Source organism: Limnochorda sp. LNt (assembly GCF_035593265.1).
Classification (GTDB): domain Bacteria; phylum Bacillota; class Limnochordia; order Limnochordales; family Geochordaceae; genus Geochorda; species Geochorda subterranea.
Genome location: NZ_CP141614.1, coordinates 1,751,270 through 1,774,841 on the forward strand (window position 1 = coordinate 1,751,270; position 23,572 = coordinate 1,774,841).

The 23,572-nt window shown below is 73.0% G+C and carries 27 protein-coding genes; all 27 read right to left on the reverse strand.

Annotation, left to right across the window (positions count from 1 at the left end; genetic code table 11):
- Positions 1-63: 63 nt before the first annotated feature.
- Positions 64-564 carry an acetyl-CoA carboxylase biotin carboxyl carrier protein gene (gene accB / locus VLY81_RS08340; protein ID WP_324667705.1) on the reverse strand — a complete coding sequence of 167 codons (501 nt, stop codon included), beginning with the start codon at positions 562-564 and terminating at the stop codon, positions 64-66.
- A 121-nt stretch (positions 565-685) separates the two neighbouring features.
- Positions 686-1,345, reverse strand: a complete 660-nt coding sequence (locus tag VLY81_RS08345; RefSeq protein ID WP_324667706.1) for a SpoIIIAH-like family protein — start codon at positions 1,343-1,345, stop codon at positions 686-688.
- A gap of 32 nt (positions 1,346-1,377) precedes the next feature.
- A complete protein-coding gene (locus VLY81_RS08350) occupies positions 1,378-2,076 on the reverse strand; it encodes a SpoIIIAG-related protein (RefSeq protein WP_324667707.1) in 699 nt (232 codons plus the stop codon).
- Positions 2,077-2,091: 15 nt separating this feature from the next.
- Positions 2,092-2,616, reverse strand: coding sequence for a hypothetical protein (locus VLY81_RS08355; RefSeq protein ID WP_324667708.1), 525 nt, complete (start codon positions 2,614-2,616; stop codon positions 2,092-2,094).
- Positions 2,617-2,637: 21 nt separating this feature from the next.
- The gene (locus tag VLY81_RS08360; RefSeq protein ID WP_324667709.1) at positions 2,638-3,828 is read right to left on the reverse strand and encodes a stage III sporulation protein AE; all 1,191 of its coding nucleotides are present in this window, start codon (positions 3,826-3,828) and stop codon (positions 2,638-2,640) included.
- A 20-nt stretch (positions 3,829-3,848) separates the two neighbouring features.
- Positions 3,849-4,247, reverse strand: coding sequence for a SpoIIIAC/SpoIIIAD family protein (locus VLY81_RS08365; protein ID WP_324667710.1), 399 nt, complete (start codon positions 4,245-4,247; stop codon positions 3,849-3,851).
- Between the two features lie 3 nt (positions 4,248-4,250).
- Entirely contained in the window at positions 4,251-4,448 is a 198-nt protein-coding gene (gene spoIIIAC / locus VLY81_RS08370; RefSeq protein WP_324667711.1) for a stage III sporulation protein AC, read from the reverse strand.
- Between the two features lie 17 nt (positions 4,449-4,465).
- Positions 4,466-4,987 (reverse strand): stage III sporulation protein SpoIIIAB, encoded by a 522-nt coding sequence (gene spoIIIAB / locus VLY81_RS08375; protein WP_324667712.1) that lies wholly within the window; start codon positions 4,985-4,987, stop codon positions 4,466-4,468.
- A complete protein-coding gene (gene spoIIIAA / locus VLY81_RS08380; RefSeq protein WP_324667713.1) occupies positions 4,984-6,042 on the reverse strand; it encodes a stage III sporulation protein AA in 1,059 nt (352 codons plus the stop codon). The genes spoIIIAB and spoIIIAA overlap by 4 nt, the downstream gene beginning before the upstream one ends.
- Before the next feature lie 97 nt (positions 6,043-6,139).
- Positions 6,140-6,517 (reverse strand): hypothetical protein, encoded by a 378-nt coding sequence (locus VLY81_RS08385; protein ID WP_324667714.1) that lies wholly within the window; start codon positions 6,515-6,517, stop codon positions 6,140-6,142.
- Between the two features lie 43 nt (positions 6,518-6,560).
- Entirely contained in the window at positions 6,561-7,118 is a 558-nt protein-coding gene (gene efp, locus VLY81_RS08390) for an elongation factor P (protein ID WP_324667715.1), read from the reverse strand.
- Positions 7,119-7,145: 27 nt separating this feature from the next.
- Positions 7,146-8,249, reverse strand: a complete 1,104-nt coding sequence (locus VLY81_RS08395; protein ID WP_324667716.1) for a M24 family metallopeptidase — start codon at positions 8,247-8,249, stop codon at positions 7,146-7,148.
- Positions 8,250-8,266: 17 nt separating this feature from the next.
- Complete coding sequence (gene aroQ / locus VLY81_RS08400; RefSeq protein ID WP_324667717.1) at positions 8,267-8,728, reverse strand: type II 3-dehydroquinate dehydratase; 462 nt, start codon at positions 8,726-8,728, stop codon at positions 8,267-8,269.
- A complete protein-coding gene (aroB, locus tag VLY81_RS08405) occupies positions 8,725-10,386 on the reverse strand; it encodes a 3-dehydroquinate synthase (protein WP_324667718.1) in 1,662 nt (553 codons plus the stop codon). Before aroB ends, aroQ begins: the two co-directional genes overlap by 4 nt.
- Positions 10,383-11,621, reverse strand: a complete 1,239-nt coding sequence (gene aroC, locus VLY81_RS08410) for a chorismate synthase (RefSeq protein ID WP_324667719.1) — start codon at positions 11,619-11,621, stop codon at positions 10,383-10,385. The genes aroB and aroC overlap by 4 nt, the downstream gene beginning before the upstream one ends.
- Positions 11,622-11,639: 18 nt before the next feature.
- On the reverse strand, positions 11,640-12,191 hold the full coding sequence (locus tag VLY81_RS08415) for a YqeG family HAD IIIA-type phosphatase (RefSeq protein ID WP_324667720.1): 552 nt from the start codon (positions 12,189-12,191) through the stop codon (positions 11,640-11,642).
- A 98-nt stretch (positions 12,192-12,289) separates the two neighbouring features.
- A complete protein-coding gene (gene sigK / locus VLY81_RS08420; protein WP_324667721.1) occupies positions 12,290-12,994 on the reverse strand; it encodes an RNA polymerase sporulation sigma factor SigK in 705 nt (234 codons plus the stop codon).
- Between the two features lie 94 nt (positions 12,995-13,088).
- Entirely contained in the window at positions 13,089-14,129 is a 1,041-nt protein-coding gene (gene mltG / locus VLY81_RS08425) for an endolytic transglycosylase MltG (protein WP_324667722.1), read from the reverse strand.
- A gap of 79 nt (positions 14,130-14,208) precedes the next feature.
- Positions 14,209-14,547: a DUF1292 domain-containing protein gene (locus VLY81_RS08430; protein ID WP_324667723.1), complete on the reverse strand. Its 339-nt coding sequence runs from the start codon at positions 14,545-14,547 to the stop codon at positions 14,209-14,211.
- Between the two features lie 50 nt (positions 14,548-14,597).
- Positions 14,598-15,050, reverse strand: a complete 453-nt coding sequence (gene ruvX, locus VLY81_RS08435) for a Holliday junction resolvase RuvX (protein WP_324667724.1) — start codon at positions 15,048-15,050, stop codon at positions 14,598-14,600.
- Positions 15,051-15,090: 40 nt separating this feature from the next.
- Complete coding sequence (locus VLY81_RS08440) at positions 15,091-15,399, reverse strand: IreB family regulatory phosphoprotein (RefSeq protein ID WP_405001360.1); 309 nt, start codon at positions 15,397-15,399, stop codon at positions 15,091-15,093.
- A 56-nt stretch (positions 15,400-15,455) separates the two neighbouring features.
- On the reverse strand, positions 15,456-18,104 hold the full coding sequence (gene alaS, locus VLY81_RS08445; RefSeq protein WP_324667726.1) for an alanine--tRNA ligase: 2,649 nt from the start codon (positions 18,102-18,104) through the stop codon (positions 15,456-15,458).
- Positions 18,105-18,206: 102 nt separating this feature from the next.
- Positions 18,207-19,343: an AI-2E family transporter gene (locus VLY81_RS08450; protein WP_324667727.1), complete on the reverse strand. Its 1,137-nt coding sequence runs from the start codon at positions 19,341-19,343 to the stop codon at positions 18,207-18,209.
- Positions 19,344-19,375: 32 nt separating this feature from the next.
- On the reverse strand, positions 19,376-19,633 hold the full coding sequence (locus VLY81_RS08455; RefSeq protein ID WP_324667728.1) for a hypothetical protein: 258 nt from the start codon (positions 19,631-19,633) through the stop codon (positions 19,376-19,378).
- A gap of 46 nt (positions 19,634-19,679) precedes the next feature.
- Positions 19,680-20,831 carry a tRNA 2-thiouridine(34) synthase MnmA gene (gene mnmA, locus VLY81_RS08460; protein ID WP_324667729.1) on the reverse strand — a complete coding sequence of 384 codons (1,152 nt, stop codon included), beginning with the start codon at positions 20,829-20,831 and terminating at the stop codon, positions 19,680-19,682.
- The gene (locus tag VLY81_RS08465; protein ID WP_324667730.1) at positions 20,828-22,072 is read right to left on the reverse strand and encodes a cysteine desulfurase family protein; all 1,245 of its coding nucleotides are present in this window, start codon (positions 22,070-22,072) and stop codon (positions 20,828-20,830) included. The genes mnmA and VLY81_RS08465 overlap by 4 nt, the downstream gene beginning before the upstream one ends.
- A gap of 51 nt (positions 22,073-22,123) precedes the next feature.
- Positions 22,124-23,539, reverse strand: coding sequence for a replication-associated recombination protein A (locus VLY81_RS08470; RefSeq protein WP_324667731.1), 1,416 nt, complete (start codon positions 23,537-23,539; stop codon positions 22,124-22,126).
- Between the last annotated feature and the right edge of the window lie 33 nt (positions 23,540-23,572).

Below are 23,572 nucleotides of genomic sequence, written 5' to 3' on the forward strand. Positions count from 1 at the left end.
CCCGCACCCGCCCGGAGCTGGCCGCAGGTGCAGGGGCCCGGCCTCGCCTCCCGGGCGGGAGGCTCACACGCGCTCCAGTCGCATGAGGGGCTGGCCGTACTCGACGGGCTGGCCGTTCTCCACCAGGATGGCACTGACTCGGCCCCGCACCTCGGCTTCGATCTCGTTCATCAGCTTCATCGCCTCGATGATGCACAGCACCTGACCGGGCTCCACGGTCTGCCCCACCTCGACGTACGGCGGCGCGTCGGGCGCGGGCGCACGGTAGAAGGTGCCCACCATCGGTGCGCGCACCGTCACGTAGCGGTCATCGTCGACCGCTGCATGATCGGCGACAGCCGCAGCCCCGGCGGGAGCTGCGGCCACGTGGTCCTCCGGCGTCGGGGAGAGGGTCGGCTGCGCCGGGGCGCTGGCCGCCGGCGGCAGCGAGGCAGCCAGGGTGGCCACCGACCCGGCGAAGGCGGCCGCCTTGCGAATCGATATCTTGACGCCGTCGCTCTCCACGGTCAGCTCGGCGACGTCGGTCTCGTCCAGGACCCGGATGAGCTCCTTTATCTCCTTCAACGTCAACCGGACTGCACCATCTATCACGTGCCCACTCCCACCTCAGTCACCAGGCGCGAGGCCGGCCGGGCCAAGCACGGCCGTTATTTCACCGTGGCCACCCGCTTTCCTGCCGGCTCCTCTACGGGCCGAAGGCGGTCAAGCTGTCGATGATAGAGATATTCTCGCGACGCACGCCCGCCATGCGGGCCACCAGCTCGCCGATGCGGGCCGCCCCCTGGGCGGTAACGGGCCGGGGCACCACCACCTGCACCCCCGAGTCGCCGATGCTGACGGCCGCGTCCGGCACCCCGGCCGCCGCCAGCAGCTGCTCGATCTCCAGCTCCTGACGGCTCCGCCGCAGCAGCTCCAGCAGCTCGCGCTGGGCCTCGCCCTTGCGGGCCTCGGACGCGTCGGGATCGTCGAGCACCTGGCGAGCCAGCTCCATCTCCTGGCTGCGCAGGCGCTCTCGCTGGGCCCTGAACTCGTCCGGGCTCACCCGCACGGCCGCGCCGGTACCCTGCGCGGCGCTCCCCTGCGCCTCCGGCTCGGCCGCGGCCGGCACCACGGGCTTCGACGGGGCCGTGGTCGAGGGGACCCTGGAGGGCTCGGTGGTCGACGGGCTGGTAGCGGGCAGCACCTGCACAGGGGCAAACTCCCGGTCGAACGCCAGCGGCACCCCCGAAGCCCACGGCCCCCGCTCGACCACCGACCAGACGGCGAAGCCGATCAGCCCGGCCGCCACCCCGACCATCCAGTGCCGCGCGGACCGCACGTTGAGGGTGTAGAACACGGCGCGCACTCCCTTCCGACCCGCTCGAGAATGGAACCTGCTCAACGGCGCTTGGCCTCCACGTGGATGCGATACGGTGCGACGCCCAGGGCTGCCGACACCGCGCGCTGGATGGCCAGGCGCACGCTCGGATCCCGGGCGCCGTCGGCCACCACCATCACCCCCCTCACCACCGCGGACCGCTCGGTCAGCACCACGGGCGACTCCCGGCGCCCGTCACTGTCCCGCACGATGGCGAGCTGACGCTGGAGGCGGCGCTCGGCGACCGACGGGGATCGGCTGGCATCGGTCGGGGCGGCCGGCTCTCGCTGCTCGACGGTCTCGTCGAAGGCCAGGACCCGCTCGGGCCCTCGTTCCCACGTGATGAAGACCTTGACGCTGCCCACCCCCTCCATCAGGCCCAGGACGGCCTCCAATTCCCGCTCGATGGCCTCCGCGTAGGCCGGGCCCTCCGACGAGGCAGGAGCGGGCAGGCTGGTGGCGGCCATGAGCCCTCCTTGCCCGGCCCCGCCGGCCCCCCCAGGCTCGATGGCGGGTGCCGACGGCCGCATCAGATCCGGCAGCCCCAGCAGCGCGATGCCCACGGCCGCTGCCGCCAGCAGGTAGGCGGCCGTGCGCGCCTGCGCGGGCGGCAGCCGCAGCAGGCCCGACCAGCGTGCCAGCCACTCCCGTTCCCGCGTCGAGATGGGCGGTTGGTCCCGTCGCTCCGTCATGGCCGACCCCGCTCTCGTCGTCACCACGGGCCTCGCCGTGCATCAAGGCACCACCTCGAGCCCGAGGGCCCGGGCATCCTCCAGACCCGCCAGTGCGGCCACGTAGTCGGGCAGCCGCGCCGGCTCGACGCCGACCCGGGCCCGGCGTCGCACGCGCACCTCCAGGCGGGGCCCGCCCGGAGCGTCCAGGCGCCATGCCACCTCCAGCACCTCGTATCCAGCCCCCTCCAGCGCCCGGCGCACGGCCTGCTCGCTGCGTGCCGCACTCAGTTGCAGGGCCCGGCCGCTCATGCTGGCCTCGAGGCTCTCCCGCACCAGGGGCATCTCCGCTGGCCCGGGCGCCCTGGGCTCCACCGCCGGCACCCACCGCGTCGCAGCGTCCGTCCAGACCCCGGCGTCCTCCACCAGCCCCACCACCGGCCCGACCACGGCGGCCAGCAACGCCAGCCCCATGACGGCCCGCACCGTCCCCCGCAACGATCCTTCGGGCATCAGCAGCGAGGCGAGGGTGAACAGCACGGCCATCGCCACGATCTGCTGGGCCCACTGCAGCAGGCTCGTCCACATGGCGACCCGGCATCCGCTGCCTCACCGGATGAGCCACGGGAGCGTCGAGGCCCCCACCATGGCCGTGAGGGCCAGGAGGAAGACCACGACCGTGGTGGCCAGCCCGGCCAGCAGCAGACCCAGGGTGTCGCCGATGACGCCAAGCGACCCGGTCAGGGCCGGGTCCCCCACCGGTTCCAGCAGGGCCGCGGCCAGCCGGAAGACGAAGAGCAGCGCCAGGAGCTTGAGCACCGGCGCCAGGCTGACCAGGAGCGTCATGGTCAGGCCGGCGGCTCCCAGGCCGCTGCGGATGAGCGCCCCACCACCCGCCACCACCTCGACGGCCTCGGAGACCATCTTGCCGACGACGGGCACCGTGGTGCCGGCGATGAACTTGGTGGTGCGCAGCGCTACGCTGTCGGCCACCGGCCCGATGGCGCCCCGCACCGCCACCACCCCCAGCAGCACCGTGAGGCACAGCCCCAGCACCACCAGCGACGCCTGCTGAACGAACCGGCTGAGCCTGAATAGCGGGAAGTCCGTGGCCACGTGGCCCGCCACGCCCAGCGTGGCTCCCAGCACCAGCCCCGGCACGACGACGCGCTGCAGCAGATCGCCTGACAGCCCCAGCACGCCCAGCAGGACGGGATGCAGCGCCACCGACGTGGCCGACCCCATGCCCGCCAGACCTCCCAGCCCCGCCAGGGTGGGCAGCAACGCCTGAGCGATGCTGGTCATCTGCCGGACGCTGCCACCCACCGCCTCCAGCACCACCCGGAAGCTGCCCAGCGCTACCAGCACCAGCGACAGCAGCACGACGGCCCGTCCCACCTCGACGACGGCGTCGCCGCCCAGTCCTCGCCCCACCTGATGCAGCACGGCCCCCAGGATGGCCAGCGCCAGCAAGCGAGCCAGCAGGTGGGCGTTGAGCACCAGCTCCCGCACGAAGGCCGCGGCCAGCGCCTGCAGCAGCTGCTTCGAGGAGGGGAGCCCCTCGCGGCCCATGGTGCGCAAGAAGCGCCCCCAGTCGACCTCGAGCCGCCTGCGCAACTCGGGATCGACCATCTCGTAGAGCCGGTCGATCCCCTGCAGGTCGACGTGGCCGAGCCCCTCCTCGTAGACGGCCTCCAGGAGCTCCATCGAGTCGGCCAGGGGCGGTGGGGCCGCCGGCCCTCCGCTGGCCGGCGCCGCCGCCAGCATCACGACCGCCCAGACCATCGCGACCCGCGACATCCGTGCAGGACGCCTCGCCTTCACGTGACGGCCGGCAAGAGCCGCCACAGCGCGTCCAGGAGCGCCACGAAGACGGGGATGGCCGTCACCAGGATGGCCACCTTGCCGACCAGCTCCACCGTCATGCCCAGCGACGGCTGGCCCGCGTCCCGGCAGATCTGCGCACCGAAGGCGGCGACGTAGGCGATGGCCATGGCGCGCAGCACCACCCCCAGGTAGGCGCCGTTTCCCCCGGCAGCCCGATCGAGCCGGGCGAACGTCTGCACCACCTCCTGCAACGGCCCCAGCGCCGCCCCCACCGCCTGCGCCGAGAAGGCCACCAGCAGCGCCAGGGCCAGCTCGGGCACCCGCCCTCGCAGCAGGCTCAGCCAGATGGCGATGACCAGGGCCACGCCGGCCACCCGGCCGACCAGCTCCACCGGCTACCACCACCGAAAGACGGTCTCGACGTCGCGAAACAGCTGCCCGATGAGCTGGATGATCCACAGCAGCACGATGATGACGCCGGCCAGGCTCAGCATCTGCGCCTGCTCCTCACGGCCCGCCTGGGAGAGGAAGAGGTGAAGGATGGCGATGACGATGCCCAGGCCGGCGATGCGGTAGATCAGGTTGATGTCCAACCGGCCGCCCCCCACTGTCACAGCAGCATGATGGCCACGGCCAGCCCGGCCGCCAGACCCGAGAAGCGATAGAGCCGCTCCAGGCGCTGACGCTCCTGCCCCGCCTGCTCCAGCGCCAGGTGCACTCGCGCCAGGGCATCGGCCAGCCGGGACTCCTGGGTGGCCGCGTCGACCCGCCCGAAGTCGACGCAGAACTCCCGCACCACGTCCAGGTCCTCGGGCAGCAGGCAGAGCCGATCCTGGACCGCCTCGAAGCCCGCCCACCACGCCTCTCCCGCGGAGATGGACGCGCCGCTCTCCAGCAGGCGAGCCGCCCGGGCGCAGGCCTCCGCCACCGTTCCCCGTCCCGCGCGTGCGGCCCGGGCCAGCGCCACCGCCGCCGGCACGCGGGCGAAGGCGACCGAGGCCCGCAGGATGGTGAGAGCCCGGCGCAGCTGATCCAGGTCGCGGCAGCGCCCGCCGAGGGCGCTCGCCCTCAGCCACCCCACCCCTCCCAGGCCCCCAGCGGTCAGGAGCAGACCCGCCACCGTCTCGATCACGGGGCGCCCTCCCCCGCAGCCACCGAGCTGATCCGCTCGACGGTGCCCGGCCCGTGGCGGCGGCTGAGCACCACCACCCGCTCGAAGACCCCCAGCTCGAAGAGGAGCGCCAGGCCGGGCCGGCGTCGGGCCTGCCAGACGTCGTCGGCATGCGCGGAGGCCAGGATGGTGCAGCCCGAGTGGGCGGCCCGAGCGATGGCCTCGGCATCGGCGGCCGTACCCACCTCGTCGGTGACCAGCACCCCGGGACTGAGCGCGCGCAACGCCCAGTGGATGCCCTCCACCTTGGGGCACCCGTCCAGCACGTCCGTGCGGGGGCCGACGTCGTGCTGCGGCACCCCCCTATAGCTGCCCGCGAGCTCGGAGCGCTCGTCGACGACGACCACCTGCTCGCCGGGCAGACCCAGCTCGGGCACGCCCCACGAGGCCAGGCGCGCCAGGTCACGCAAGAGCGTGGTCTTGCCCGCGCCGGGCGGGGAGAGCACCAGGGTGCTGCCCAGCCGGGGCGTCCGTCCCGGCCGCGAGACGGTGAGCCGTGGCAAGAGCGGCCGCGCCACGTCCGGCAGGGCCCTGGCGATGCGGATGGCGACGCTGGAGATCTCGGCAAGGGTGCGGATCTGGGCCGGCGAGTCGAGCACGACGCGGCCGGCGAAGCCGAGCCGGTGGCCCCCCGGTAGCGTGACGAAGCCCTGGCGCAGATGTTCGGCGACGGCGTAGACCGAGCCACCGCAGGCGCGGTCCACCAGGGCCTGCAACTGGGCCTCGTCGACGATGAGGGCGTCCGACGGCACCCCGACCAGAGCCCCCGACGGGGCGACGAAGGCCTCCCCGTCGCCGCTCACCGCCAGCAGGGGCCGCTGCCGCCGGATCCGGAGCTCGGTCAGCCGGGCGGCCCACTCGTCGGGCATCCCGGCGACGGCCCGCGCCAGGGGGTGGGGCAGCCATGCCTCGAGCACGCCCCGCCACGACGCCCGGACGTGGCCTCTCGACGATGTCGGGCCATGGCCCGGCGGGGCCGGGTGTCGGCCGTTGCGGCGCATCGGGTCCTGCTCCACCGCGGCTCGTCCTCCTCACGGAGGACCTATGCCTGGTGGACCGCCGCGATGACGACCCCCGCGACGACCGCGTCCGAAGCGCACGGACCCCGGCGTCTCAGCGCTGGGCCGGGGGCTTCCAGGCTCGCATCAGCTCCGCGCCACAGTACGGGCAGTGGATGGCCTCCTCGAAGGCCCCCAGCTCCCCCTCGGCCAGGCCGACGGTGCGATGACACCGGTCGCACTCGACGAAGACTGCGGGCTCCTGCTCCTCGCGGGCGCCGAGCCTGCGGGAGCCGTCGGCCCCGACCCGGGCGGCCCCATCGGGCAGCCGGTCCTCGATGGCCGCCAGGTCCTCGTCGATGCCCCGCATGTAGGCCAGCGAGAGGCGGTGGGCCTCCTGGAGGCGTCGGACCTCGCGCTCCAGGCGCAGGAGCCGCCGGGAGAGCGCCATCGTCTCCGACGCTCGACCCGGCGGCCTCCACCAGGTGGCCATGGTCGTCACCCCCGGGCCTTTGTCTGACCCGCGGGCCACGAGCTTATGCGCGGGAGAGGTACTCGCCCGTGCGGGTATCGACCCGGATGACGTCGCCGACCTCGATGAAGAGCGGCACCTGCACCACCAGGCCCGTCTCGACCCGCGCCGGCTTGGAGCCGCCCTGGGCCGTGTCGCCCCTCACGCCCGGCTCCGTCTCGACCACCTTGAGCTCGACGAAGGTGGGCAGCTCCACCCCGATGGGCTGTCCCTCGTAGAACTGGATGAGGATGACGTCGTTCTCCTTGAGGTACTTGGGGGCGTCGCCCAGGTTGGCCTCCTGGATGGCCACCTGCTCGTAGGTCTGGGTGTCCATGAAGTGCCACTCGGGCCCGCTGTGGTAAAGGAACTGCATCTCCCGGGTCTCGACGTGCGCCCGGTTGACGCGCTCGCCCGCCTTGAACGTGCGCTCGATGACGTTGCCGGTCTTGACGTTCTTCAGCTTGGTCCGGACGAAGGCCGCGCCCTTGCCCGGCTTGACGTGGAGGAACTCCACCACGCTCCAGACCTCGCCGTCGACCTCGATGGTCAGCCCGGGACGGAGATCGTTGACGGATATCACGTGACGGCACCCCTTCGCTCGCTCGGGTCAGCTACCCACCACGATCAGGTCCTTGGGCGAGGCGGTCAGGATCTCGCAGCCCGTCTCGGTGACCAGCACCAGGTCCTCGATGCGGACGCCGCCCCAACCCGGGACGTAGACGCCCGGCTCGACGCTGGTCACCATGCCCGGCTGCAAGACCGTGTCGGAGACCCGGGAGAGGCGGGGGATGGGCTCGTGCACCTCGAGCCCCACCCCGTGGCCCAGCCCGTGCCCAAACAGCTCCCCCAGCCCCGCCGCCTCGACCACCTGGCGCGCGGCCGCGTCCACCTCCCGGCCCGTCGCGCCCGGGCGGACGGCCTCGATCCCGGCCCGCTGGGCCTTCAGCACGAGGTCGTAGATCTCCCGGGCCCTGGGCTCGACGGTGGGGCCGATGACCACGGTGCGGGTCATGTCGGAGTGGTAGCCCGCGTAGACGCACCCGAAGTCGAGCACCACCGTGTCGCCCGACTGCAGCCGCCGTTCGCCCGGGGAGGCGTGGGGCAGGGCGGCGTTGGGGCCGGAGCCGACGATGACGTCGAAGGCCATGCCCTCGGCGCCGTGCTCGCGCATGTAGGCCTCGAGCCGCCAGGCCACCTCGCGCTCGGTCATGCCGGCCCGGAGGGACGGCACCACCGCGGCGAAGGCCTCGTCGGCGATGCGCACCGCCCGGCGCAGCAGCTCCAGCTCGCCCGGCGACTTGACGGCCCGGAGGGACTCCACCTGCTGCTCGACCGGCACCCAGCGCACGCCGGGGATGGCCTCCTGCCAGCGGCTCACCTGCCGGTACGACATGTGCTCGGACTCGAAGCCGACGCTGCGGATGCCGTACGACTCCAGCACCTCGCGCAGGGTGTCCCACAGGTAGTCGCCGTGCTGGATGACGCGGTAGCCCGGGGCTTGCTGCCGGGCCTGCTCCGTGTAGCGGGAGTCGACCAGGAGCGTGGGAGGATGGGCATCGTTCCGGGGGATGAGGGCCACGCCGGCGCTGCTGGCCAGTCCCGAGAGATAGCGGCGGTTGGGCCCGTGCACGACCGCCAGGGCGTCCAACTCGGCCTCCTGCAGCTTGCGTCGCATGGCGGCCACCCGCCGCTCGATCTCCTGCACGCTCACACCTCCGGCCCCTTCCATTACGTGGATCCCCCGTTCCTCTCCTGCCGACGCACCATCTCGACGGCAGCCCGGAGCGCCAGTACGTAGCTTTCGCCGCCGAAGCCCAGGATCACGCCCGAGCAGGCGCCGGCCGTCACCATGCGCTGGCGGAAGCCCTCGCGGGCGAAGACGTTGCTCAGGTGCACCTCGACGCGCACCAGCGGCAGGGCCGCCAGGGCGTCGCGGATGGCCAGGCTGTAGTGGCTGTACGCGGCCGGGTTGATGACGACCGCATCGAAGCGCCCCACCGCTCGTGAGAGGGCGTCGACGATGGCCCCCTCGTGGTTGCTCTGCATGGACTCCAGCTGGACGCCCAGCCGGTCGGCCTCCTCCGCCAGCCGCGCGTCGATGTCGGCCAGGCTCTGGCGGCCGTAGATGTGGGGCTCGCGCTCGCCCAGCCGGTCCAGGTTGGGGCCGTGGATGACCAGCACGCGGATCACGCCGACGACGCCTCCCCGCCTCGGTGCTGCTCGTGCCAGACGGACTCGAAGAGGGCGAGATCCACCGCCTCGCTGACCACCGGCTCGCCCGGTGCCTCCAGGAGCACCCACCGGCGGCGGCCCGCCTGGCGCTTCTTGTCGGCGCTCATGAGCTCCCACAGCCGGCCCGCATCGGGCGGGCGGGGGCCCGCGTCCACCGGGAGTCCGTGGCGGCGCAGCGTCGCACGCAGCCGATCGACCAGGGCGGGGTCCCGCAGTAACCCCAACCGGGCCGATAGCATCGCGGCCGTCACCATCCCGATGGCCACGGCCTCACCGTGAGACCATCGTGCGAAGCCTCCGGCGGCCTCCAGGGCATGCCCGGTGGTGTGGCCGAAGTTGAGCACGATGCGGCGCCCCCGCTCGGTCGGATCCTCCGAGACCACCAGAGCCTTGACCGCGGCGGCCCGGGCCACGATGGAGGCCATCTCCGCAGCGGCACCCGGCCGGCCCGCGGCGCCGGATGGGGGCTCATCCCGCGCCAGGCGCTCCCACAGCCGCGCGTCCCCCACCAGGCCGTGCTTGATCACCTCCGCCATGCCAGAGGCCAGCTCCTTCGGTGGCAAGGTGGCCAGGGCGTCCAGGTCGGCCAGCACGGCCAGGGGCTGGTGAAAGGCGCCCACCAGATTCTTGGCCTCGGGGACGTTGACGGCGGTCTTGCCGCCGATGCCGGCGTCGACCTGCGCCAGCAGCGTCGTCGGCACCCCCACCCAGGCCACGCCGCGCATGTACGTGGCCGCCATGAAGCCGGCCACGTCCAGCGTCGCCCCGCCCCCCACGGCCACCACCAGCCCGCGCCGGTCCACCCCGGCGTGCACCGCCTCGCGGTACAGCGCCGCCAGCTGCTCGAGACGCTTGGCCGACTCGCCGGGGCCCACCTCCGCGAGAGCCGTCCGCCAGCCCGCCCGCCCCAACGCCCGGCCCGCCCTCTCGCCGAACTCGCGCACCGCCCGGTCCGTCACCACCAGGGCGCTCCCGCCGAGGCGATCCCGCTCGGCCAGCAACGTCACCACGGCGTCGAGGCGCTCCACCAGCCCGTGGCCCACCAGCACGGGACAGGCGCGGCCCCCCGCCAGCACCCAACCCGCTACGGGGCCCACCTCCCGCCACCGTCGGGCATCCAGGACCCGCGAGGCGACCTCGGCGGGCGTGCCGTCGCGGGCGTCGACCCAGACGGGCGCCTCGGCGTACCACCACTGGCGCCGCTTCCAGAGGGCCTGCGCCCGCTCGAGGGCGGCGTCGGCCGACTCGCCCAGCAGGGGCCTGGCGATCCCCTGCGCCACCGCCCGCTCGACGGCTCGGGTCAGGTCCTGGTAGAGCCAAACGACCTCCCCGCTCTCGGCCATGCGCGTCCGGTTGGCCGGGGACTCCACGATGCCACCGCCGGTGGCCACCACCAGGTCGTCGCGTGCGGCCAGCTCGGCCAGCAGCGCTTGCTCGCGCTCGCGGAAGTAGGCCTCGCCGTCCCGTCGGAAGATGGCCGCGATGGGTCGGCCCTCCCGGACCTCGATCTCGACATCCATGTCGACGAAGGTCCGCCCCATGGCGTCGGCCAGCCGCCGGCCCACGCTGCTCTTGCCGCTGCCCATGAAGCCGGTCAGGTAGAGATTGGCGCTCATGTCGGACCCCGGGTGCGGGCCAGGCGGCGCCGGTAAGCCTCGACGGCGCCGGCCAGATCCTCGAGCGTGTCGCCCCCGAACTTGTCCACCACGGCCTCCGCCAGCACCCAGGCCACCATGGCCTCCGCCACCACCACGGCACGCGGTACGGCGCAGACGTCGCTGCGCTCCACGGCGGCCTCGGTCGGCTCTCGGGTGCGCAGGTCGACGGTGCCCAGGGGCTGCATCAGGGTCGAGAGGGGCTTCATGGCCGCCCGCACCACCACCGGCTGGCCCGTGGTGACGCCGCCCTCGAGGCCGCCCGACCGGTTGGACGGCCGCCAGAAGCCCCGACGCCGAGCGTCCGCGGCCCACTGGTCGGCCGGCACGTCACCGTAGGCGATGGGGTCGTGCACCGAGGACCCGGGCTGGGTGGCCGCCCAGAAGCCGTCCCCGATCTCGACGCCCTTGACGCCCGGGATGCTCATCAGGGCCATGGCCAGCCGCCCATCGAGGCGCCGGTCCCAGTGGACGTAGCTGCCCAGCCCCGGCATCACCCCGAGGGCCACCACCTCCAGGACCCCTCCCAGGGTGTCGCCACGGGCCCGGGCCTCGTCGATGGCGCGCATCATGGCCTCCGCCGCCAGCGGGTCCCCGCACCGCACGGGAGAGGCCTCGGCCTGGCTCGCCAGCGAATGCCAGTCGACCCCGGCGCCGCCCGAGAGCGGGTTGGCCCGCACCGGCCCGATGGCCACCACGTGGCCCACGAGGGAGATGCCCAGCGACTCCAGCAGTCGCCGCGCCACTGCTCCCGCCGCCACCCGGGCCGCCGTCTCGCGGGCCGAGGCGCGCTCCAGGACGTTGCGCACGTCGTCGAAGTCGTACTTGAGCGCCCCGGCCAGGTCGGCGTGACCCGGCCGGGGACGGGTCACCGGGCGTAGCCGCCAGTCGCCGCCGGTCGGCAAGGGGCCCACCGGCGGCGCGGGGTCCATGACCCGTCGCCATCGCTCGAAGTCTCGATTGGCGATCCGCATGGCGACCGGGCTGCCCAGGGTGAGGCCGTGGCGGACGCCGGAGAGGATCTCCACCCGGTCCGTCTCGATCTGCATGCGCCGGCCGCTGCCGTGCCCGACCTGCCGCCGCCGCAACTGGTGGTCGATGGCCTCGGCCTCCAGCGGCAGCCCCGCTGGCAGCCCCTCCACGATGACGCACAGCCCCGGCCCGTGCGACTCCCCCGCCGTCAAGAAGCGCAGCAACGGCCCCCCGACCCTCTCCTAAGCCCGGCTCCGCCGGGTCAACCGAGCCGAGAGCCTCTCGGCCGGCACCCATCCGCTTCGCACCATGCGCCGCAGCAGCCACCGCTCCACTCGCCGGCCCAGCCGGGTCAGGGCGTGCTCCCGCTCGTCCAACGGATCGACCAGGATCGCGCGCATGCCGGCCAGCTTGGCGCCCAGCACGTCGGTCCAGAGCTGATCGCCCACGGCAGCCGTCTCGTGGGGTCGGCACCCCACCAGCGCCGCCGCTCGCACGAAGGAGCCGGGCCAGGGCTTGAAGCCTCGAGGGGCCACCGGCACCCCCAGGAGCTTGGCCACCCACGCCCGGCGCGCGGGCGAGGCGTTGGAGAGGATGACGACCCGCAGCCCCGACTCCCTGGCTCTTCGCACGAACTGCCACGCCTGCTCGTCGAGCCGCGCCTGGCCCCACGGCGCCAGGGTGTTGTCGACGTCCACCAGGAGGCACCGGATGCCGCAGGCCAGGAGCGACGCGAGGTCGATGGCGTCGCCCCCCGGCACCCACAGGTCGGGCACCAGCAGGCGCCAGGGCACCCGGAGCCGCCCGCCCTGGTCGCGGCGGCCCTCCGCGGCCGGTGTGCCCATAGTGGCCCTATTATAACGTAGGCCCCGGCCGTGGACGAAGGGTGCCCTCAGCCGTTGGCCAGCTGGTGGTACAGCTTGGTCAGCGCCCGCTTCTCGATGCGGGAGACGTACGAGCGCGAGATACCCAGCGACTGGGAGATGTCGCGTTGGGTCTTGCGGATCCCGTCGACCAGCCCGTAGCGCATCTGCAGCACCCACCGCTCGCGGCGGCTCAACGTGCCCAGGGTGCGTCGCAGCCGGTCACGCTCCAGGGATGCCTCGACCTGTTCGCTCACCATGTCCTGATCGGTGCCCAGCACGTCGATGAGGGTCACCTCGTTGCCCTCTCCGTCGGAGCCGATGGGATCGTAGAGCAGTGCCTCGCCCCGGGTCTTGCGGCAGGCCCGCAGGTGCATCAGGATCTCGTTTTCGATGCACTTGGCCGCGTAGGTGGCCAGGCGCGTCTTGCGCGACGGGTCGAAGGTGTTGATGGCCTTGATGAGGCCGATGGTGCCGATGGAGATCAGGTCCTCGACGTCCTCGCCGGACGACTCGAACTTCTTGACCAGGTGCGCGACCAGGCGGAGGTTGTGCTCGACCAAGGTGTTACGAGCCCGGCGATCCCCCTGGAGCATGGCCTGCACCAGCCGGGCCTCCTCCGGCTCGTCGAGGGGCAGAGGAAAGGAGCCCTCGCCCCCGACGTAACCCGCCAGCCAGACCAGCTCCCGCAGGACCGAGGCCGCCAGCTCCACCAGAGCAGCGACGACGTACAAGCCGTGACCCCCCCCCGAAAGGAACGCCTCCCTATCGTATGGGAGGCGCGGGGATCGGGTGCTGGTCCTCGAGGCTGATCCTGCGGCCCATCGCTCAGAGGCGGACCTGCTGGCGGGCCCGGACGTGCTCCTGGAAGGTCCGGCTGAAGATGTGGGTGCCGTCTCCCCTGGCCACGAAGTACAGGTAGGGCGTGTCGGCCGGCGCCAGCGCCGCCTGGATGGAGGCGAGGCCCGGGCTGGCGATGGGCGTGGGGGGCAGCCCCCGGTACCGGTAGGTGTTGTACGGCGAATCGATGGCCAGGTGCTTGTTGTAGAGCTTGCGCGGCGCCGGGTCCAGCACGTACATCAGCGTCGGGTCCGCCTGCAGCGGCTGACCCAGGCGCAGTCGGTTGTGGAAGACCGACGAGATCAGCGGCCGCTCGCTGTCGCGCATGGCCTCCTTCTCGATGATGGAGGCCAGCGTGATGGCTTCGTGGAGGCTCAGGCCGCTGTCCTGGCCGAGCTCTTCGTAGACGGGCAGCACCTTCTCGGCGAAGCGGGCCACCATCTTCTGGATGATGGACGCCTCGCCCTGACCGACCTCGAACCGGTACGTATCGGGGAAGAGGTAGCCCTCCAGGCTCCCGGGCGGCTTGGGGATGCTGCGCTGCTCACCCAGCAGCCACGTGTCGTCCGAGGCCAACTCGATGAAGCGCTCGGCATCCACCAGGCCCCGGCGCTGGAGCTGAGCAGCGATGGTGCGGATGGTGGCCCCCTCCGGGATGGTCACCTGCTCGACGGCCACCGCGCCGCGCGCCATCATCCGCAGGACCTCCTGCAGGCGCATGTCGGGCCGGAGCCGGTAGTACCCCGCCTGGAGCGAGCCATCGAGCCCCTCCAGGCGCGCCATCACCCGAAAGAGGAGGGCCGACCGGATCAGGCCTTGTCGCTCCAGCAGCTCCCCCACCGCCGCGGCCGTCGAGCCCGCCGGCACCTCGACGACGACGGGCGCGACCAGCGGCCCCGTCTCCACCGGCATCAGATAGGCGGTCGCGGCAATGCCCGCCGTCGTGGCCGCCAGGGCCCCCATGGCCAGCGCGATCCCGGCGACGCGCCCCACGCGGAGCGTGGCCGCCCTCTGGCCGAGCGTGCTCACCCCCACACCCCCCGGTCTCGGGCCCGGGCGGGTGGTCCGCCCGAGGCGGCCACCACCGTGCCCGCGGCCTGGTCGACGATCAGGCGCGACGGTCGCCCGAGTCGTCGTCCTCTTCGTCGTCGAAGTCTTGGTCCAGCTCCTCGTCGCCCTGCTCCTCCAGGGCGTGCACCACCCGGTCGAACTCGTCGTCGTCCTCGACGTTGACCAGGATCTCCTCGCCGTCCGCGTCCCGGTCCAGCCGGAAGACGTAGGCGCCCTCCTCGGGATCCTCCTCCGGCAACAGGACCGCATAGCGTCGCCGGTCGACCTCGACCACGTCCACCAGCGTGAACTCGTGCTCGTGTCCCTCGTCATCCACCAGCGTGATCCGGTCCTCGTCCGCGTCGGCGAACAGACCCTCGCGCTCCTCGTCCGCCACGTGGCATCCCATCCTTTCCACCCCGCACACCTGAAGGGGCCTCGCCTACGCTAGGGTGCCTCACCCTGCCCTGCCCCTACCCGGCGCCGGGCCAGGTAGGTGTCCAAGACGATGGCTGCCGCCACGTGGTCGAGCACCTTCCGGCGACGGCCTCGGGAGAGGTCCGCCGCCAGCAAGATCCGTTCGGCCTCTCGGGTGCTGTACCGCTCGTCGACGAAGACGACCGGCACGCCGGTCAGACTCCGGAGCCGCCGGGCGAAGGCCCTCACCCGACGGGCTTCAGGGCCCTCCTCGCCACCGGTACGTGTTGGCAGCCCCACCACCACCTCCTTCACGTCATACCGTCGGATCATGGCCACGAGTCGCGTCAGCCCGCCGTCCTGGCCCGTCCGCACCACCGTCTGCAGGGGCTGCGCCGTGGCGCCGGTCGGGTCGGTGATGGCCACCCCGATGCGGCGCTCGCCCACATCCAGGGCCAGGATGCGCCCCCCCTGCTCCCTCACGGCCTCGTCCACACCGCAGCCCGACCGAGGCGGACCGTGGTCACGACGGGCGATTCTCCGGGCAGTTGACGTAGTGCTCGATGATCTCCTCCAGCAGCTCGTCTCGCTCGACGGTGCGGATGAGGCTGCGCGCGTTGCGGTGGCTGGTGATGTAGGTGGGGTCTCCCGACAGCAGGTACCCCACCAGCTGGCTGGTGGGGTGATAGCCCTTCTCCACCAGGGCCTGGTAGACCTGGCGCAGTACACGGGCCGCCCGGCGCGGGCCGGGCTCCTCCACCCGAAACCGGACGGTGGCCTGGTCGTCGAGCCCCTTGCGCTCCGGATGCGGCGTCGGGTTGGCCTCTCGCACCGCGCTCACCCTTACCTCCGAGACCGACTCGGCCGCGCCCGGCGGCCCGCCCCACACTACGACGCCTGCAGCAGCATCTCCCGCGCCCGACGTGCCGCCGCCGCCAGCGCCTCGTCGATCTTCGCCGGGTCCCGCGCGCCCGCCTGCGCCATCTCCGGCCGCCCGCCCCCGTCACCGCCGGCCGCGCGGGCGGCCACGCGCACGATCTCGCCGGCGTGGATGCCCCGGCGGGCCAGGTCGGACGTCGTCATCGAGACGAAGAGCACCTTGCCGTCGACCGGGCTGGCCAGGAAGACCACCGACGGGCCCAGCGCCTCCCGCAGACGGTCGCCCAACGCCCGCAGGGCCGGCGCGTCCAGCCCCTCGAGGCGGGCGACCACCAGCTTGGCGGGCCCCACCGCCTCGGCCCTCGCCACCATCTCGTCGGCGTAGCGGCTCATCAGGCGGGCCCTGAGCGCCTCCGCCTCCTGCTGCGCCGCACGGGCTTGCTGCACCAGGCGCTCCACCTGGCGGCCCAGCTCCCCCGGCGACACCTGCAGCCGGGAGCCCAGCTCCCGGACCTGCCGCTCGCGGGTCAGCAGGTAGTCGAGCGCCGCCTCGCCCGCCACCGCCTCGATGCGGCGCACGCCGGCCGCCACGCTCTCCTCGGCGACGATGTGCACGAGGCCGACCTCTCCGGTGTGGCGCACGTGGGTGCCGCCGCACAGCTCCCGGCTGTAACCGTCGCCGATGTCGATCATCCGAACCCGCTCGCCGTACTTCTCACCGAAGAGGGCCATGGCGCCCCGCGCCAGCGCCTCCTCCACGGTGGTCTGCACGGCCACGACGGGCAGGTCCTCCAGCACGCGGCGGTTGATCTCCCGCTCGAGGGCTTCGATCTGCTCCAGGCTCAGCGGCTCGAAGTGGTTGAAGTCGAATCGCAGCCGATCGGGCGCCACCAGCGAGCCCGCCTGCATGGCGTGCTCGCCGAGCACGGCGCGCAGGGCCCGGTGCAGCAAGTGGGTAGCCGTGTGATGCCGGGCCGCGCCCATCCGGCGCTCGCGGTCGATGGCCGCAGCCACCCGGTCGCCCTCGGCCAGCCGCCCCTGTTCCACCCGGACCCGGTGGACGATGACGTCGGCCAGCGGGCGCTGGACGTCGACCACCCGGGCGCTGCCGCCCGGCCAGCGCAACTGGCCCGTGTCGGCCACCTGACCGCCCCCCTCGGGGTAGAAGGGCGTGCGGTCGAGGACGACCAGCGCCTCCTGCTCCCGATCCACCCACGAGACCCGCTCGGCGCCGGCGACGATGGCCAGCACCCGGGCCTCGGCCACCGGCTCGTCGTAGCCCACGAAGTCCGACCGCAGGCCGGCCATCGCCTCGGCCAGGCTCTCCTCGTCGCCGCTGCCCAGGTACCCGTAGGTGCGGCGGGCCGCGCGGGCCCGGGCTCGCTGGGCCTCCAGCTGAGCGGCGAAGCCCTCCTCGTCGACGCGGATGCCGCGCTCCTCGGCGATCTCCCGGGTCAGCTCCAGGGGGAAGCCGTAGGTGTCGTAGAGGCGAAAGGCCGTCGCCCCGTCCAGCACGGCGCCTTGCTCGAGGCCCCTCATCTCCTGCTCGAGCACGGCGAGCCCCGACTCCAGCGTCTGCAAGAACCGGTGCTCCTCGGACTCCAGGACACGCTCGATGAGCGCCTGGCGCTGGCGGAGCTCGGGATAGGCCTCGCCCATGGCCTCCACGACACAGCCCGACAGCTCCCGCCAGAAGGGACGCCGCACTCCCGCCAGCCAGGCATGGCGGCTGGCCCGGCGCACGAGGCGTCGCATCACGTACCCCCGGCCCTCGTTGCCGGGCATGATGCCGTCCATGGCCATGAAGGTGGCGGCCCGGGCGTGGTCCACCATGATCCGGATGGCGCGGTCCGTCCGCTCGTCCTGGCCGTAGGGCCTGCCGACGATGGCGGCCGCCCTCTCCAGGATGCGGCGCACCTCGTCGGTCTCGAAGATGGTCTCGACGCCCTGCAGGATGGCCAGCATGCGCTCCAGGCCCATGCCGGTGTCGATGCCGGTGCGCTTGAGCGGGTGATACTGGCCCTGTTCGTCCTTGTGGAACTGGATGAAGACGAGATTCCAGAACTCCAGGAACCGCCCGCAGTCACAGCCCGGCTTGCAGCTCGGCGCCCCGCAGCCGAACTCGGGCCCGCGGTCCAGGTAGATCTCGGAGCAGGGGCCGCAAGGCCCGACCCCGATCTCCCAGAAGTTGTCCTCCTTGCCCAGCCGGACGATGCGCTCGGCCGGTACCCCCACCTGCTCGTGCCAGATGGCGAACGCCTCGTCGTCCTCCAGGTAGATGCTGACCCAGAGGCGCTCGGGGTCGATGGCCAGGCGCTCGGTGACGAACTCCCACGCCCAGGCGATGGCCTCGCGCTTGAAGTAGTCGCCGAACGAGAAGTTGCCCAGCATCTCGAAGAAGGTGGCGTGGCGGGCCGTGATCCCCACCCGGTCGATGTCGGCGGTGCGTACGCACCGCTGGCAGGTGGTCACCCGCCGGTGGGGGGGCTCGGCCTTGCCCAGGAAGTAGGGCTTGAACTGGACCATGCCCGCCCCTGTCAGCAAGAGCGTCGGGTCACCCTTGGGAACCAGTGACGAGCCGGGAAGCCGGGCGTGCCCCTTGCTCTCGAAGAAGCTCAAGTAGGCCTCCCGCAGCTCGTTGGCGGTCAGTCTGCGCATGGTATCGGAGAGCGCCCCTGGGCCTCCCTGTCTCGGGCCAGCAGAATCACCTAAAGGGTATAGGAGCCTCCAGGGGTTGTCAACGTCAGCACCTGGCGGCCCTCATGGCAGCGCCTGGCTCCGCTCCTCGACCTGGACGGCCGGCGGCCGCGTGCCCTCCGGCCGGGGGGAGGGCTCGGGGCCGGGATCCTCTGGCTGCCGGGCGGGCGCCCGCTCCAGGATCCCCGCCTCCCGCAGGGCGAAGCGCACCAGGTCCCGCAGCACCGAGGCCACCGGCACCGCCACCAGCATCCCCACCAGCCCTCCCAGCTCCGCGCCCGCCAGGACGGCCGCGATGACCGCCAGCGGGTGGAGCCCCGAGCTCCGGCTCATCACCCGCGGCTGGAGCAGGACGCTCTCCACCTGGTTGGCGGCCACCAGCAGCCCCACGGCCCACAGGGCGGTGACGGGGCTGCGCGTCAGCGCCAGGGCGACGATGGGCACCCCGACCGCGATGGGGCCGAAGTACGGCACGATGTTGAGCAGTCCCGTCAGCAGGCCCAACAGCAGCGCGTATGGCACCTGCAGCAACACGAGCCCCAGTGCGACCATGGCCCCCACCATCATCGAGACCAGGAGCTGGCCCCGGATGACGGCGGCCAGGGTCTGGTCGATCTCCAGGGCCAGCGAGACGATGGCCTGACGCCGTGCGGGGGGCACCAGCGTCAGCAGACTGGCCGCCACCCGTTCCCGGTCCCGCAAGATGTAGTAGGCCACGACCGGCGTCAGCACCAGGTTGAGCACCTGGGAGAGCGTCGCCACCACCAGCCCGCCCAGGCGCGCGGCCAGGGCCTCCACCCCGCGCTCGATGCGCGTCGTCAGCGCTTGGGTCAGCCGGTCCACGCCGGCCGGAAGGGTGTCCAGCCGCAGGCGGCGGGAGAGACGCTCGGCCGCCTCCGCCCACTGGCGGCTCTGCTCGGGCAGGCGCCGTGCCAGCTGCTCCAGCTCGGCCATGGCCGAGGGCATGACGCTGACCCACGCCACACCGGCGGCCACCGCCAGGGCGAGGAAGACCGTCAGGATGGCCGCCGATCGCGGCACCTGCCGCCGTTCCAGCAGCGAGACCAGAGGCTCCAGCAGGTAGGCCACCACCAGCGCCAGCACGAAGGGGATGACGACGGTGCGCAGGCGCCACGCCACCGCCAGGGCCACCGCCGCCCCGACGACGAGAGCAGCCTGACGCCACCACCCGCCCGTCACCCGGCCATCGCCCTACCGTGATGCCCCTGGCGTCATGCCTTGCGGCCCAACAGCGCCAGCGTCGCGTCCATCGCGGCCCGACCCGCGTCGAGGGCCAGCTGCAGCCGCGAAGCCCGGGACGCCCGCAAGGCCTGCTCGGCCGCCTCGCCCAGGGCCGCACGCCGCAGCCTCCGGAAGCGGTAGACGTCGCCGTCCTCCGTCGGCGAGCGGCCCGAGCCCTGGCCCAGGTACATGGCCAGCATCGCGCCCAGCAGGCCGCCCCACAGGAGCCCTCGCAAGAAGCGCCTCATGCCTGTCGCTCGCCTGCCTCCACCGGGAGATGACCCCGCCCGGCGCTCACGCCCGGGCGGAGGCCTCGACGGGGCTAGTATGCCCCCCGGCCGGCGAGCCCTTGACGGCCCGTCCGATGAGACCGCCTCCCAGGACGGTGTCGCCGTCGTACCAGACGACGGACTGCCCCGGCGTGACGGCCCACTGGGGCTCGTCGAACCGGCACCGCACCCGTCGCGCCCCGGCGTCGACGGGCTCGATGACGGCCGGCGCCTGCGGCGCGTTGCGCCGGATGCGGGCCTGCACCCGGCGGGGGCCGTCGAGCCCGGGGATGGCGACCCAGTTGATGGCCCCTGCCTCGAGCCCCTCGGCCCGAGCCTCGTCGCGCTCGCCCACGACGACCCGGTTGCTCACCGGGTCCAGGTCCACCACGTACAGCGGCCGTCCCACCGCCAGCCCCAGTCCCTTGCGCTGACCGATGGTGAAGAAGGCCACGCCCGGGTGCTCTCCCAGCACCTGCCCTCGGGTGTCGACGATGAGCCCCGGCCGCAGGGCGTCGGGGACCTGTTCGCGCAGGTAGCGGCGGTAGTCGTCGTCGGGGATGAAGCAGATCTCCTGGCTCTCGGGCTTGTAGGCCACGGGAAGCCGGCGGGCCCGCGCCAGCTCCCGTACCTCCTCTTTGGTGTACGGCGCCAGGGGGAAGCGCACGCGGCTCAGCTGCTCCTGGGTGAGGGGCCACAGGGCGTAGGTCTGATCCTTGCGCAGGTCCCGAGGACGCATCAGCTGCCAGCGCCCGGTCTGCGGGTCGCGCTCCACCCGCGCATAGTGGCCCGTCGCCACCGCCTCGGCGCCGAGTTGCAGAGCCCGCTGCAGCAAGGCGCCGAACTTGACGTACTCGTTGCACCAGACGCAAGGGTTGGGCGTCTGGCCCTGGACGTAGCTGCGGGCGAACGGCTCCATGACCGTCTGCCGGAAGAGCTCCTGGAAGTCGAAGACGTAGTACGGGATGCCGAGCCGGTCGGCCACGCGCCGCGCATCGTCGACCGCGTCCACCGAGCAGCAGCCCACGTGGCGCCCGGGCGGCTTGATGCCGTCGGGCCATATCTGGAGGGTCACCCCGATGACCTCCCAACCCTGCTCCACCAGCAGGGCAGCGGCCACCGAGCTGTCGACCCCCCCGCTCATCGCGACCACGATGCGGTGCCGGCCTTCGCTCATGGCGTCGTCACCCCGACCCGACGGACACGGCTGGGGCCCGCCCCCCGCAGGCGCTGGATCGCCGCCGCCATCCGGGCCGCCGCCTCGTCCATCTCCTCGAGGGTGTTGGTCACGCCGACGCTGACGCGGATGGACGACCGGACGCGCTCGGGCTCCAGGCCCATGGCCTGCAGCACGTGCGACGGACGCATCGACCCCGACGAGCAGGCCGCCCCGTAGGAGCAGGCGACGCCCGCCATGTCCAGCTCGACGAGCAGCGCCTCGGCCTCGACGCCAGCCACGTGGAGGCTCACCAACCCCGGGCTGCGCACGGCGTCGGCCGAGTTGAGATCGACCGGCTGCTCCAACAGCTCCGACAGCCGCCCCAGCAACCGGCTCTCCAACCGGCGCTTGTGGGCCTCGATGGCTGCCCGCTCGGCGCGGGCCCAGTCCAGCGCAGCGGCGAGGGCGACGATGCCGACGACGTTTTCGGTGCCGGGGCGCAGCCCCCGCTCCTGCCCGCCCCCGTGCCACAGCGGCTCGAACGGGACCCCCCGCCGCACGTACAGGACCCCCGCGCCCGGCAGACCTCCCATCTTGTGGGCCGAAAGGGTCATGAGATCGCAGCCGAGGGCGTCCACCTCCAGCTGCTCCACGAAGGGGGCCTGCACGGCGTCGCTCATCATCAGGGCGCCGGCCCGGTGGGCCACCTCGGCCACCGCCGGCACGGGCTGCAGGGTGCCCACCTCGTTGTTGACCAGCATCAGGGCCACCACGGCCGGGCGCTCGCCGCGGGCGGTCAGCCGGCCGATGGCCTGCTCCACGGCGCCCGCCTCGACGCGGCCGGTCCGGTCGCACGGCGCCCGCTCGACCGCGAAGCCCTCCCGCTCCAGGGCGGCCGCCGTCTCCAGCACCGCATGGTGCTCGATCGCGCTCACCACGACGCCCCGGCGGCCATGCTCACGCCGCATGGCCCGTGCCGCGCCCACGAGCCCGAGGCTGTCGGCCTCGGTCCCGCCGGAGGTAAAGACGACCTCGCCCGGGCTGGCACCCAGCCGTGACGCCACGGTGTCACGGGCGTCGTCCAGCAGGGCGCGGACACGCCTCCCGGGTCGGTGAGGGCTCGACGGATTGGCCCCGATGCGCCCGGGCTCCAGCAGCGCCCTCACCGCCTCCAGGGCGGCCGGGCAGGGCGGCGTGGTCGCCGCGTGGTCGAGGTAGATGACGTCGACGGGCTTCACGGCACCGGACCACCGCTCCACCTTAGCACACCCGTTTTAACGGTGTCAAAAAGCGGCGGCGGGCCGCGCCGCTTACGCCTCGTGGGCGGGGTCCCGACCCTGTCCGGACTCGCCGCGCCGCTCCAGCAGCTGCCGGTAGAGTCGGGGCTCGTCGCCCTGGTCGCTCGGGCGGTAGTAGCGGCGGCCTCGGAGCGCCTCGGGGAGGTACGCCTGCGCCACCCAGTGCCCGGGGAAGTCGTGGGGATACAGGTAGTCGCGCCCGTGGCCCATCCGGGCCGCGTCTCGATGAGCGTCCTTGAGGTGATCGGGCACCTCCTGCTGGCCGAGTCGCTCCAGGTCGGCCAGCGCCTCGAAGTAGGCACCCGTCGAGTTGCTCTTGGGGGCCAGCGCGAGGTAGAGGGTGGCCAGGGCCAGGTGATATTGCGCCTCCGGCAGCCCCACCCACTCCAGTGCCCGTGCACAGGCGGCCGTCACCACCACCGCCTGAGGGTCGGCCAGTCCCACGTCCTCGGCCGCCAGGATCAGCAGCCGGCGCATGACGAAGCGCGGATCCTCGCCCGCCCGCATCATGCGGGCCAGCCAGAAGAGCGCCGCGTCCGGATCCGAGCCCCGCACCGACTTGATGAAGGCCGAGATGGTGTCGTAGTGCTCGTCACCCGTGCGGTCGTAGCGCGGGGAGCGCCGCTGCATGGCATGGCGGGCCCGTTGCAGGTCCACGACCGCTGGCCCCGCCTCGCCGCCTTCGCGGCCGCATCGCTCCTGCATGGCCGCACCGACCGCCATCTCCAGGGCGTTGAGCGCGTTGCGGGCGTCGCCCTCGGCTGCCGCCGCGAGGTAGTCCAGGGCCTCGGAGGTGATCTGCACGGGCATCCGCCCGAGGCCGCGCTCCGGATCCGACAGGGCCCGCTCCAGGATCTGCCGCACGTGGTGAGGTTCCAGCGGGCGCAGCTGCAACACCCGCGCCCGGGAGAGCAGCGGCCCCACCACCTCGAAGAAGGGGTTTTCGGTCGTGGCGCCCACCAGCACCACGGTACCGTCCTCGACGTGGGGGAGCAGGGCGTCCTGCTGGGCCCGGTTGAACCGGTGGATCTCGTCGACGAAGAGGATGGTGCGGCGCCCGGCCGCCCGTCGCCGCCGCGCCTCCGCCACCACCCGGCGGATGTCGGCCACCCCGGCCAGCACGGCGCTGAGGGTCTCGAAGTGCGCTCGGGTGGAGCGTGCGATGATGGCGGCCAGGCTGGTCTTGCCGCTGCCGGGCGGGCCCCAGAGGATGATGGAGTGGGTGAGCCCGTCCGACTCGATGGCCCGGCGCAGGGGCGTGCCGGGCCCCACCAGGTGCTCCTGGCCCACCAGCTCGTCGAGGCTGCGCGGCCGCATCCGGGCCGCCAGTGGCGTGCCCCGGGTCGAGGCGTCGGCGGGCACGCCCGAAGGAGGATGGCCGAAGAGGCCCCCCTGCTCGCCCACGGCTCCGTCGTGGCCCGTCGTCAAGCCCGCCTCGCCGCCGTCCCCTCCACCGGGTCC